This window comes from Halomonas marinisediminis, assembly GCF_004347715.1.
Taxonomy (GTDB): Bacteria; Pseudomonadota; Gammaproteobacteria; order Pseudomonadales; family Halomonadaceae; genus Halomonas; species Halomonas icarae.
Genome location: NZ_SLTR01000002.1, coordinates 55,014 through 67,440, shown reverse-complemented (window position 1 = coordinate 67,440; position 12,427 = coordinate 55,014). Strand labels below are relative to the sequence as shown.

Sequence of the window (12,427 nt, the reverse complement as noted above, 5' to 3'; positions counted from 1 at the left end):
CACGATCTATCCTCCCGACCTATTCTTCACGACCTATTCTTCACGACCTATGGACGCGACCATGACCCAAGATCTCAAGCGCACCGCACGCCAGGCGCTGGCGCTGATGGACCTGACCAGCCTCAACGACGACGACACCGATGCTCGCATCGAGTCGCTGTGCCGCCGCGCCCGCACCACCGCCGGCACCCCGGCGGCGGTCTGCGTCTACCCCGCCTTCGTCACCACTGCCAAGCGTACTCTCAAGGCGCTGGACCTGGCGGACAGGATCCGGGTGGCCACGGTGACCAACTTTCCCCATGGCGGCGACGACATCATGGCCGCCGCCCGCGAGACCCGCGAGGCGGTTGCCGCCGGTGCCGATGAGGTGGATGTGGTGTTTCCCTATCGCGCCCTGCTGGCCGGCGATGAGGAGACCGGCCGCGAGCTGGTCGCCTGCTGCCATCAGGCCGCCGGGGAGGCAACTCTCAAGGTGATCCTCGAGACCGGCGAACTCAAGCAGCCGGCGTTGATTCGTCGCGCCGCCGAGCTGGCCATCGAGGGCGGCGCCGACTTCCTCAAGACCTCCACCGGCAAGGTGGAGATCAACGCCACCCTCGAGGCCGCCGAGATCCTGCTGGAGACCATCAAGGCCAGCGCCCCCACGCTGCAGCGCAGCGTGGGCTTCAAGGCCGCCGGTGGTGTGCGCAGCGTCGAGGATGCCCAGGCCTACCTGCAGCTGGCCGAGCGGGTGATGGGCGCCAACTGGATCACCCCGGCACACTTCCGCTTCGGCGCTTCGGGCCTGCTTGACGACCTGCTGCACACGCTGGACCTGGCGGTGGCGCCGGTCGAGGGTCAGGAGGGGTACTGAGATGACCTCGCCGCTACCCCAGGAGCTGATCCGCGCCAAGCGTGATGGCCATGTCCTGGACAGCGCCGCGATCGGCGAGCTGGTCAACGGCGTCGCCGACGGCCGACTCTCCGATGCCCAGGTCGGGGCACTGGCCATGGCGATCTATCTCAACGGCATGAACGAGGCCGAGACGGTAGCGCTGACCACCGCCATCCGCGACTCCGGCGTCACCCTGACCTGGGAGGACCTGCCCGGTCCGGTGCTTGACAAGCACTCCACCGGTGGCGTGGGCGACCTGGTCTCGCTGGTGCTGGGGCCCTGGATCGCCGCCTGTGGCGGTCACGTACCGATGATTTCCGGCCGCGGCCTGGGCCACACCGGCGGCACCCTGGACAAGCTCGAGGCGATCCCTGGCTACGACGTCACCCCGGATACCGCCACCTTCCGCCGGCTGGTGCGCGAGGTCGGCGTGGCCATCGTCGGCCAGAGCGGCGAGCTGGCCCCGGCGGATAAACGCCTCTACGCCATCCGTGACGTCACCGCCACGGTGGAGTCGTTGCCGCTGATCGTTTCGTCGATCCTCGGCAAGAAGCTCGCCTGCGGACTCGACGCCCTGGTGATGGACGTCAAGAGCGGCAGCGGCGCCTTCATGCCCACCCATGCCGCCTCCCTGGAGCTGGCCGCCTCGATCGCCAATGTCGCGACCCGCGCCGGCACGCCGACCACCGCACTGGTCACCGACATGAGCCAGCCGCTGGCGCCCTGCGCCGGCAATGCCCTGGAGGTGCACGAAGCGATCCATGCGCTGACCGGCAAACGGTGCGACAGCCGCCTGATGACGGTGACGCGTCGCCTGGCCCGTGAATTGCTGATCGCCGGTCGCCTGGCCGAGACCCCGGCCGGCGCCGAGGCCCGCCTCGAAGCCGCGCTGGCCTCGGGCAAGGCCGCCGAACGCTTCGCCCGCATGGTGGCAGGCCTGGGTGGCCCTGGTGACCTGCTCGACCACCCCGAACGATACCTGCCCCGGGCGCCGGTCACCCTGGCGGTGCCGGCCGAGCGCGCCGGCATCGTCCAGCGCCTGGACACCCGTGCCCTGGGGCTTGCGGTGGTCGAGCTGGGCGGCGGACGCCGCACCCCCGGCGCCGCCATCGACCCCGCCGTCGGCCTGAGCGAGGTAGCCGCCATCGGCGAGGCGGTCGATGCCGAGCGTCCGCTGGCGCTTGTCCACGCCGCCAGCCATGATGCCGCCGAGCGTGCCGCGGCCCAGGTGCGTGCGGCCATTGTCGTGGATGACGCCCCCACCACGGCGCCGGCGCCGATCCATCAACGCCTCCTGGGAGAGACCCCATGACTCACGGCACCCACCGTCGTGCCATCGTGCTCGTCCTCGACTCCTTCGGCATCGGCGCCGGTCCCGATGCCGAGCAGTTCGGCGACGCCGGCGCCGACACCCTGGGCCATATCGCCGCGGCCTGTGCCCGCGGCGAGTGCGAGACTACCCAGGACTCCACCACCGCTCCGGAGGCGACGCGCAGCGGACCGCTCTCGCTGCCGAACCTGGCGCGCCTGGGGCTGTTCCACGCCCACCACGCCGCTACCGGCGCCTGGGCCGACGGGGTGACGCCACCCACCGAATTGATCGGCGCCTGGGGGCATGCCGCCGAGATCTCCTCGGGCAAGGACACCCCCTCCGGCCACTGGGAGCTTGCCGGCGTGCCGGTACGCTTCGACTGGGGCTACTTCCTCGAGCGCAACAACAGCTTTCCCGAGGCGCTGCTGGAGGCACTGGTCCGCGACGCCAACTTGCCCGGCGTGCTGGGCAACTGCCACGCCTCGGGCACCGATATCATCACCCGCCTGGGCGCGGAACACCTGGCGAGCGGCAAGCCGATCGTCTACACCTCGGCCGACTCGGTATTTCAGATCGCCGCCCACGAAGAGGCGTTCGGTCTCGAGCGACTCTACGTCCTGTGCGAGACGGCCCGACGCCTGCTCGAGCCCTACAACATCGGCCGTGTCATCGCCCGCCCCTTCACGGGCGACACAGCGACCGGCTTTACGCGCACCGGCAATCGGCGCGACTACAGCATCGAGCCGCCTTCCCCCACGGTGCTGCAGAGGCTTCACGACGCCGGCGGCGAGGTGATCGCCATTGGCAAGATCGCCGATATCTACGCCCATTGCGGCATCTCGCGCAGCGTCAAGGCCAGCGGTCATGAGGCCCTGATGGACGCCACCCTGGCGGCCCTCGACGAGTCGGGCGACGATCCGGCCGGCACCCTGGTGATGACCAATTTCGTCGACTTCGACACCCTCTACGGTCACCGTCGCGACGTCGCCGGCTACGCCGCGGCACTGGAGGCCTTCGACGCCCGGCTGCCCGAGCTGCTGGCCAGGCTCAAGCAGGACGACCTGCTGATCCTCACCGCCGACCATGGCTGCGACCCGACCTGGCGCGGCACCGAGCATACCCGCGAGCAGGTGCCGGTGCTGGCTCTGGGCGGCGGCCTGCCGCGTGGCCCCCTGGGGGCCCGCGACAGTTTCGCCGATATCGGCCAGAGCCTGGCCAGCTGGCTCGGCCTGCCGGCCATGAATGATGGCACCAGTTTCCTTCCTTCCTGTTCTTCAGGCGCCAACCCTCAAGGAGAGTGCTGATGGCAACCCCGCATATCGACGCCGCCCCGGGCGACTTCGCCGACATCGTGCTGATGCCCGGCGACCCGCTGCGCGCCCAGTACATCGCCGAGACCTACCTGACCGACGTCAAGCAGGTCAACCGCGTGCGCAACATGGCCGGTTACACCGGCACGTATCGCGGCCGCAGGATCTCGGTCATGGGCCACGGCATGGGCATTCCATCGGTGTCGATCTATGCCAAGGAGCTGATCACCGAGTACGGCGTGACGCGACTGATCCGGGTCGGCTCCTGTGGCGCGGTGCGCGATGATGTGGCGGTCCGTGATGTGGTGATTGGCCTGGGGGCCTCTACCGACTCGGGCGTCAACCGTGCGCGCTTCGCCGGCATGGACTTCGCCGCTACCGCCGATTTCGCCCTGACCCGTGCCCTGGCCGATGCCGCCGACAAGCTGGGCGTGACCACCCGCGTCGGCAACCTGTTCTCGGCCGACCTCTTCTACGACCCGCGCCCCGACACCGCCGAGCTGCTGCGGCGCTACGGGATCGTCGGCGTGGAGATGGAGGCTGCCGGTCTCTACGGGGTGGCCGCCGAATTCGGTGCCCGCGCGGCCACCATCTGCACGGTCTCGGACCATATCCTCAAGGGCGACTCACTGGACAGCAGCGCCCGCGAACGCAGCTTCGACGACATGATGCGGGTGGCGCTGGATGCCGTGCTGCTCGACGACCAATGCTCCAACATCGGCGAGGTCGACGCATGAACACGCTGGATCCAAGCCTGATCGAGACGCTGGTGGCGGTACGCGACCGCGCCTATGCCCCCTACTCGCGGCACCCGGTGGGTGCCGTGGTGGTCAGCGAAAGCGGTAGTCGCTACGCCGGAGCCAACGTCGAGGTGGCTCACTACAAGGGGCTGTGCGCCGAGGCCTCGGCCATCGCCGCCATGGCCAGCGCCGGCGAGCGGCGCCTGCGCGAGGTCTACGTGATCGGCCCGGGTCAGCAGCTGTGCACGCCCTGCGGCGACTGTCGCCAGCGCATCCGCGAATTCGCCGACGAGCACACCCGTATCCGCGTGGTGGACGCCGAGGGCAACCTGCTCAAGCAATACACCATGACCGAGCTGCTGCCCGATGCCTTCGGGCCCGAGAATCTGGCAAGTTGAGAGCCTGAGAACCGAGGCGCGGCACGGCAAGGGAGCGGCTGCCACTCGCCTCAACTGGGATCAGGCGCCTCTTCATGCCCCGGCCCCTCGCCGTGGACCCGTTCCACGTCGACGATCCGCGAGCGGCTCATGACGATCTTCCAGCGCTCCAGGGTGGCGGGAGCACTGCCCTGGGTCTCGCGGATCACCAGGTTGAGAAGATGGCGTTTCTCCACCTCTTCACGCACGACCTGGTCGCCTTCTCCCAGCCGGTAGACGCGGCGACTGCTCTTGTCCATCAGCCGGGCGATCGGGGACAGATCGAGTGTCAGGCTTTCGCGGGTGTGATCGTAGCCGCTCAGGAATCGGGTCGGCGACATCCGCGAACTGGAGCGATAGTGCACCACCACCTCCTCGCGCTGTGCCACGCTGCGCTTGCGCACCCGCTTGATCTCATCATCGAGTCGGGAAAACCGCTTGTAGTCGAACCACTCCAACTGGCGCCCTACCACCTGGTCGCGGGTCGGGTCCAGATACTGTCGACGCCACTTGGGGCGGCCGCGACGCAGTAGTCGCCACAGGGTATTGCGCAGGTCGTCCTTGAACACCTCGCGCAGGGCGTAGATGCCGGCCATGGCCAGTACGAAGAGCGCGGTGAGGTCGGCCAGCACGGTGCGGATCTCGAGCAGCCCGAGGGAGACGAATATCATCACCACCGCGGTGGCCAGCGCCTTTACCGCCTTCTGTTCGGCATTGCCCAGCTCCTGATTCTTCTGCTTGAGGGTCACCGGATGCTCGATCAACCGCCTCAACAGCCGCATCTTGTTGGACATCCGCGTCGGATCGCGGGTCACCCGTGCGGAGTTGTACTCCCGTTCGCGTCGATACGCATCCTCGGCACGACAGATCTCCACCAGCCGTGCGCGTATCGGGCGAAAGCGTGCCCCCCGAGGCAGACCGGCGAGCAGTGCCAGCAGCCGCTGCTCGGTAAACCACGAGAGATAGTTGTCGATGGTGGCGAAGTAGCGATGCAGGCTTTCGTCACCGGGCTCCTGGCGCCGCAGGCGACTCAGGATGCTGACCGCCAGGTCGACATGCTCGGCGAGCCTCTTCTCCAGCTCGGCCAGCTGCTCATTCTCTGGCGCTTTCTGCGGCTGATCGCCCTGCTCCGATGCGGTGCTGTCGTCCTCCCTGCCCTGCTCCTCCTCTCGCTCCCTCTCCGCCTTCTCGACCTTCTCGTTCTTTCTGGCGCGCCGCACATCATCGATCAGCGGCTGAATCGCGCTCTCCATGGCCACCACATACTGATAGGCATAGAGGCTCAGGCTAAGACGATAGTGCTCGGCATCGAGCTTGCCGCGTTCGGCCAGACGACTGAGGACCAGCGGCAGGCGGTAGCGGTCGCTGAAGTAGGTGCGTTTCACATGGATGGAGCCGTGATAGAAGTCCTCCTCGGGAATCACCTGACCGGTCAGGCCCAGCTCCCCCGGCACGAACAGAAACAGATCAAGCCGATGCGAGGTCTCCTCCTGCAGCACGCGGGAAACCTTGAGGTGGAGACTGTCCTGACGTTCAACCTGAATCATGGATGACTCACTCTAGGCTGGGCGACTAGCCCGGGTCGGGCGAGCCGCCACTACTGCTCGTCTGGTGATGGGGGTCGGCAACACCGGCACGCCCCGGTGCGCGGCCGGATGCATCGCGTTCACCGGCCTGGTCATCACCGTACTCGCTGGCGCCGTCCAGACGGCCGCCACCCCGCCCCTCCATGCTGACACTGAGGCGCGGCACGCCGAGGTCGACACCCTGGGTCTCCATGCGCTGCTTGAGCAGCAGGTTGAAGGCGCGGGAGACGTCCCACTGCATCTCGGGCGCGGTACGAAAGCGCATCCGCAGGATCGGGCAACCCTCCTCGAAGGCGTGGATGCCCTGCATCTCCAGCGGCGACCAGATGTAATGGCGCATCATCGGATCCTGCCGCAGCGCCTGGGCGGTCTCCTGCATCAGGGTGATGGCATCGTCGATCGGCATCTCATAGGGAATGCGGATCTTCATCAGCGCGATGCCGAACTGCCGCGACATGTTATGAATCGACTCGATGCGGCTGAAGGTGATGATATGCACGATGCCGTCGAGATCACGCAGGCGCACGGTGCGCAGTGTCAGCCCCTCCACCGTGCCCATATGACCGTTGATCCTGACGAAGTCATCCACGGCCAGGGAGTCCTCGATCAGGATGAAGATGCCGGTGATCAGATCCTGCACCAGCGTCTGGGCGCCGAAACCGAGCGCCAGGCCGATCACACCCGCACCGGCCAGCAGCGGCGTGACATTGACCCCCAGATTGGCCAGTCCGACGATGGCCGCGATGATCACGATGGTGGTGAAGATGACGTTGCGGATCATCGGCGTGATGGTCTGGGCGCGCGCCTGATTGACGCGCCGCCCGCGGGAGCGCACCGAACTGGTCAAGGCGCGCTGGATGGCGGTATCGGCGAAGATCCACGCCAGCCAGGCCAGCAGCAGGGTCAGGGCGATGGCCATTAGCGCCTGGCCGATACGGGCACTGGCGACCCCTGCACTGCCGATGCCCAACAGCGAGCCGCCCCACACCTGCAAGAACAGCTCGGCGAAGGCAACCCAGGCCGCCACATGGCCCAGTACATAGCCGAAGCGTTCGAGACGCACGCGATACTGACTGACACGACGCCGACGTTGGCGCCGCTTGCGCCGTTCGCCATGGCGGCGCACCAGGCCGGTGACGACCAGCACCAGCACCAGCAGTGCCGCCGAGATGATGGAGCGTGCCAGGGCGGTGCCCACGTCGCCTCCGGTCACGAAGATCGCGACCAGCGAGCCGCCCACCAGCAGCAGTGCCGGTACATGCCAGAGACTGCCCAGCACCTGCACGATACTGGCACTGGCACCGGGCTCGCGGCGCTCACGCCAGGGCCGGTTGCGAATGATATGTTCGATGGGCCGCTTGAACCTGAAGATGAAACGCACGCTGAGCAGCGCCGCCAGCATATTGGCCAGCACCGAGAGCAGGCCGGCCAGCTCGGCACCGAGCAGCACGGTTAGGCGTCCCGAGTTGAAGGCATCTCCCAGCGCCACCAGGGCACCGATCACGAACAGTGGCCGCAGGCCATGGTTCTGCACCAGCTGCACCGCCACGAAGCGGTGGCCCCGGGTGAACTCCGAAACAAAGGTTTCCACCACCACCGACAGGGTGCGGCCGCACAGCGCGATATAAGCGACCACCAGCGCCAATACACGCCCACTGCTGGGTGGTACCAGTTGGGCCACACCCAGCACCAGCGCGAAGGCCAGCCCCCAGGGCAGCATGCGCCGCAGGAAGTGAACGGTGAGCAGCCAGGCGCGCGGCTCGCGGGGCAGATCCAGGGGCCAGCCACGACGCCTGGCCAGCAGGCGCCCGAGGGCGATCAGGATCACCAACAACCCGCCCCAGATGATCAGCAGCACGGTGGCCTCGATCGCGAAGCGAATCAGGTCGGCGTTTTCGGTTTTGGCCACCAGCTCGCTCAGGTCATGCCAGCCCTGGTTAAGCTGTGCCTTCCAGTGTGCCAGCGGTGACGCCTCCCCTTCGGCCTGCTGGCCCAGATCGCTGATGGTCTCTGCCAGGGCCCCGAGCAGGCCTTCCCGCGGGGCGATGCCGCGCTCCTCGACCGCCTGGCCATGCACGCTCTGCAGGTCCTGCAGGCTCTCCAGCAGCTGGCCGCGCCGCTCGGCATCCTCGAGGGTCGCGATGATGCGTTGCAGCGACTCCTGGAAGGCCTCGGGGTCATGCTGCTGCTGATCCTCACCGGAGGTCACCAGCCCCGGCAGGTTCACCGACTGTGCCTGCACGGAAGCCACAGGCAACAGCCAGGCGGCAAGACTCAGCAAGAGAGCGAAAAGCAGCGTCCAGACGGTTGCGTATGAACCGAGGCGGCGGTATGGGTACATCACACCTCCATGTCGATGAGTAAGCGAGCGCCGTAGGCGGAGCTCAGTATGATACGCTCCCAGGCGCTCCCATGTGATGCACAGGATGCCGCCATGACGCCACTACCGCCACCCGAGCCCACGACTCACGAGGGCGAAACCCGCCGCGTGGGCGTCGAGATCGAGTTTGCGGGCCTGCCACCGCAGGATACCGCGGCAGTGGTGTGTGCACTGTTTGGCGGCGAGGTCCTGGCGATCAGCCCCCACCGCCTCAAGGTGGAGGAGACTCGCTGGGGCACCTTTACCATCGAGCTCGATACCCAGTATGCCCATCCCGACACGGAAGTGCTGGAGGCCATGCCCAGTGGCGACAGCGAATGGGAGCGCCACCGCCATCAGATGCGAGTCGACCTGCATAGCCGTGCCAGGGAACTGATCGGGGATGTGGTCACCGGCCTGGTGCCCACCGAGATCGTCTGCCCGCCGATCCCGTGGAATGAACTCGAACAGCTCGATGCGCTGTTCGCGGCGCTGCGAGAGCATGGCGCCAAGGGAACCGACGACAGCCTGCTCTATGGCTTCGGACTGCACCTCAACCCCGAGGTCCCCAGCCTCGAGGTGCCAAGCCTGCTCGATCATCTACGCGCCTATCTCCTCACCGCCGAGTGGCTGCGTGAACAGATCGATGTCGACATCACCCGTGAGGTCCTGCCCCACGCCAACCCCTTTCCCAAGGCCTATGCCCTTAAAATACTGGCGGCGGACTATGCCCCGGATATTGACACCCTGATCCGCGACTATCTGGCCGACAACCCGACCCGCAACCGCGAGCTCGACATGACCCCGCTGTTCGCCCACCTGCGGCCCGACTACCCCCACGAGCTGTTTCGCAACAAGCTGGTCAAGGCGCGACCCACTTTCCACTACCGGCTGCCCGACGCGCGGCTCTCGCAGCCCGACTGGGGCTCGGCAGTCGAATGGAACCGCTGGCTGGAGGTGGAAAAGCTGGCCGCCGACACCGATACGCTCAGGCGCCGCGCCGCCGGCTATGTGGCCAAGCACACCCGCTCGCCGCTCACTCGGCTGTGGCTGAACCTGCGCCGCTGGGTGAAGGCCTCATGAGCCAACGTCCCCTGATCGGCATCACCACCTCGGATCGCAAGAGCCATACCGCCTGGCTCTTCGACTGGTTTGCGGTATGGCGCCACGGCGGCCGCCCCCTGCGACTATCGCCCTCGAGGCCCTGGCCGGAACACCTCGACGGCCTGATCATCGGTGGCGGTGACGACATCCAGGCCCACCTCTATGACGCCGAGGTGCAGATCGACGTGCGTGTCGACCCGCAGCGCGATGAACTGGAGCTTGAACTGCTCGAGACCTTTATCCCCCGGGGCACGCCGGTACTCGGCATCTGCCGTGGTGCCCAGCTGATCAACGTCTACCTGGGCGGCACCCTGGACCCGGATATCTACACCACGCACGAGGGGCTCAAGCGGCGCCGCACCGTGCTGCCGCGCAAGACCGTGGATATCGTAGGGGACAGCCAGCTGCATCGCATCCTGCGGGTCAGCTGGTGTCGCATCAATAGCCTGCACCATCAGGCCGTCAGGCAGGCCGGGCGCGGCATCGAGATCGTCGCCCGGGACCGCGATGGCCTGGTGCAGGGCATCGAGTCTCGCGAACACGACTTCCTGATCGGCGTGCAGTGGCACCCGGAATGGCTGATCTTCAACCGTCCCCAGCAGCGTCTGATCCGCGCCCTGGCGAAGGCGGCGATGCGGCGACGCCGTGAGGCAGAGACTCCCGCCTGAGGCAGCGCCGACAAGGCGGCGACTTGGTGGCCACAATAACAACGCCGGGACCGCCATTCGGCTGCCCCGGCGTGATAGATACCGCCCTAAGCAGTAACTATGCCTCGCGGAAGGTTCCGGAGAGGCGCTCCGTCACTCCTTCAGTGTCGCCTCGAGGGTGATCCTGGCGGTCAGCAGCTTGGAGATCGGGCAGTTCTCCTTGGCGCCGTTGGCCGCCTCCTCGAAGGCCGCCTGATCGGCACCCGGCACGCGGCCCACGGTGGTCAGATGGACATCGGTAACCGTCAGGCTGTCCGGATCCAGGGTCACCTTGGCCTGGGTGTCGATGCTGTCGGCGGTGTAGCCCGCCTCGCCCAGCACCAACGACAATGCCATGGAGAAACAGCCGGCATGAGCGGCTCCGATCAGCTCCTCGGGATTGGTGCCCGCGGCGCCTTCGAAGCGGCGGCGGAAGTCATAGGGCGTCTCCTTGAGCGCGCCGCTACCGGTGGAGAGCGAGCCGCCCCCCTCCTTCAGGCTACCCTTCCACTGTGCACTTGCGGTGTTCTCGATGCTCATGACGTCTCCTTATACTTGGCTTATATGAGTCGGTCGTATCATCCTTAACCATAGACTATGGGGATGACAGCCTCTTACAGCAACCAGTCGTCTTCGATCTGCCCGCGCAGCCTGGCGAGGGCCGTGCTGAGTCCAGCATGGCCCTCCTCGCGCAGCGCCGTCACATTACGCTCGGGTATCGCCTCGGGGTCGGGGTAGTGGGCAAGCGCCTGCTCGAGGCCCGCCTCACGTAGCAGGTGCAGCATCGGCAGGGGCGAGCGATTGGTATAGTTGGCGGGATCCTCCGGTTCGGCATCGGCGAAGCAGTAGTCCGGATGGAAGCTGGCCAGCTGATAGACCCCTTCATAGCCCTGGTCCACCAGCAGCGCCTCGGCTATCTCGAGAAAGTCCAGGTAATCAGCGAAGGCCTCGAGCCCGGGCGTCAGCACCAGCAGGGTCGTCTCGATGCCGGGCGTCTCGTCGAGACGCTCACATTCGGCCACCAGCGCCAGCAGGGCAGGCTCCCAGTCGCCGGCATCCTGTACCACATAGCGGATGGTGTCGCGGGCCACCTCTCGGCCGGCAAAGGGGCAGATGTTGCGGGCGACCACGAAGGTTTCCACCCACTGGCGGGTCGCGGCAAGGGGGTCAACGGCTGGGGGCATGGTCGGCTCGCTGGGGAAGTGAGCCGGCAGTATAGCGCAGCGGCGGCTCGCCTCGATGTCGGCCGTAGGTCTCTCGATCGCCTCCCCTGCTCATGGCGTCTGGTCACCCTCTCCCCCGCGACGCGAGGCCAGACGATCCGCCAGCCGGGTCGGCTCCGGCAGCTTGGTACGCCACAGACACGCCGTCACCCACTCGAGGGCCGTGGGCAGCGAGACCCGGTGGCCGGTGGAGACGAAGATCGGCTTCACCCTGGGCCGCGAGCGCAGCACCGCCGCGATCACCTCATCGTCAGCACCGTCGACCAGAGCCGTCCACTCTCCCCGTTCGGCGCCCGGCTCGGCGTGACGACCGCACAGCCGTGACTTGGCCACGCCGATGGTGGGCAGGTCGAGCCACAGCCCCAGGTGACTGGCCACCCCGAGCCGCCGGGGATGCGCGATGCCCTGGCCGTCCACCATCACCAGATCCGGCCGTACGTTCAATCGCTCGAATGCCGCCAACGCCGCCGGCACCTCACGGAACGACAGCAGCCCCGGGATATAGGGCATCCGCGTCGGTTCTCGATGGACCACCCGCTCCACCACCGAAAACTCACCGCCGATCTCCGGCGGCCAGGCCAGCACCACCACGGCGGCGCGGGTGATCTCACCGTCCTGCTCGAATCCGATATCGACGCCGGCGAGATGGCGCACCTCGGCCAGGCGATCCTCCCGCTCGACACGCCCGGCCAGGCGTTTCTGCAGGGCGATGGCGTCCTTCGGCGACAGATTCCAGTCATGGAGTGGGGTCGTCGTCATCAGTACTCCTGAACAGCCGCTGTGAGTCACGTAGACTAACGCCTTCGGGACGCTGGAT

General features: G+C 67.1%; 12 protein-coding genes. 7 read left to right on the top strand and 5 right to left on the bottom strand.

The features are described from left to right. Positions 1-49: 49 nt before the first annotated feature. Genes deoC through cdd form a run of 5 tightly spaced genes read left to right on the top strand, consistent with a single transcriptional unit; the run spans position 50 to position 4,634 of the window. Positions 50-853 (top strand): deoxyribose-phosphate aldolase, encoded by an 804-nt coding sequence (gene deoC, locus E0702_RS02065; protein WP_132041315.1) that lies wholly within the window; start codon positions 50-52, stop codon positions 851-853. A gap of 1 nt (position 854) precedes the next feature. Next, positions 855-2,186 carry a thymidine phosphorylase gene (deoA, locus tag E0702_RS02060; RefSeq protein ID WP_132041314.1) on the top strand — a complete coding sequence of 444 codons (1,332 nt, stop codon included), beginning with the start codon at positions 855-857 and terminating at the stop codon, positions 2,184-2,186. Beyond that, positions 2,183-3,490, top strand: a complete 1,308-nt coding sequence (locus tag E0702_RS02055; RefSeq protein ID WP_132041313.1) for a phosphopentomutase — start codon at positions 2,183-2,185, stop codon at positions 3,488-3,490. Before deoA ends, E0702_RS02055 begins: the two co-directional genes overlap by 4 nt. After that, the gene (deoD, locus tag E0702_RS02050; protein ID WP_132041312.1) at positions 3,490-4,233 is read left to right on the top strand and encodes a purine-nucleoside phosphorylase; all 744 of its coding nucleotides are present in this window, start codon (positions 3,490-3,492) and stop codon (positions 4,231-4,233) included. The genes E0702_RS02055 and deoD overlap by 1 nt, the downstream gene beginning before the upstream one ends. Next, positions 4,230-4,634, top strand: coding sequence for a cytidine deaminase (gene cdd / locus E0702_RS02045; protein WP_132041311.1), 405 nt, complete (start codon positions 4,230-4,232; stop codon positions 4,632-4,634). The genes deoD and cdd overlap by 4 nt, the downstream gene beginning before the upstream one ends. 50 nt (positions 4,635-4,684) lie before the next feature. Here the strand turns inward: cdd and E0702_RS02040 are convergent, their stop codons facing one another. Together E0702_RS02040 and E0702_RS02035 are read right to left on the bottom strand one after the other, a co-directional pair. Further along, complete coding sequence (locus E0702_RS02040; protein WP_132041310.1) at positions 4,685-6,199, bottom strand: hypothetical protein; 1,515 nt, start codon at positions 6,197-6,199, stop codon at positions 4,685-4,687. Between the two features lie 25 nt (positions 6,200-6,224). Then, the gene (locus E0702_RS02035) at positions 6,225-8,579 is read right to left on the bottom strand and encodes a mechanosensitive ion channel domain-containing protein (protein ID WP_132041309.1); all 2,355 of its coding nucleotides are present in this window, start codon (positions 8,577-8,579) and stop codon (positions 6,225-6,227) included. Between the two features lie 93 nt (positions 8,580-8,672). Here E0702_RS02035 and E0702_RS02030 point away from each other — a divergent pair, with 93 nt between their 5' ends. Next, positions 8,673-9,680 (top strand): amidoligase family protein, encoded by a 1,008-nt coding sequence (locus E0702_RS02030; RefSeq protein WP_132041531.1) that lies wholly within the window; start codon positions 8,673-8,675, stop codon positions 9,678-9,680. Continuing rightward, positions 9,677-10,369, top strand: a complete 693-nt coding sequence (locus tag E0702_RS02025; protein WP_132041308.1) for a gamma-glutamyl-gamma-aminobutyrate hydrolase family protein — start codon at positions 9,677-9,679, stop codon at positions 10,367-10,369. The genes E0702_RS02030 and E0702_RS02025 overlap by 4 nt, the downstream gene beginning before the upstream one ends. A 132-nt stretch (positions 10,370-10,501) precedes the next feature. Here the strand turns inward: E0702_RS02025 and E0702_RS02020 are convergent, their stop codons facing one another. From E0702_RS02020 to nfi, 3 genes are all read right to left on the bottom strand, one after another. Beyond that, positions 10,502-10,927, bottom strand: a complete 426-nt coding sequence (locus E0702_RS02020) for an OsmC family protein (RefSeq protein WP_132041307.1) — start codon at positions 10,925-10,927, stop codon at positions 10,502-10,504. Positions 10,928-11,001: 74 nt separating this feature from the next. Then, positions 11,002-11,571, bottom strand: a complete 570-nt coding sequence (locus tag E0702_RS02015) for a DUF1415 domain-containing protein (RefSeq protein ID WP_132041306.1) — start codon at positions 11,569-11,571, stop codon at positions 11,002-11,004. A 90-nt stretch (positions 11,572-11,661) separates the two neighbouring features. Next, entirely contained in the window at positions 11,662-12,369 is a 708-nt protein-coding gene (gene nfi, locus E0702_RS02010; protein ID WP_132041305.1) for a deoxyribonuclease V, read from the bottom strand. Between the last annotated feature and the right edge of the window lie 58 nt (positions 12,370-12,427).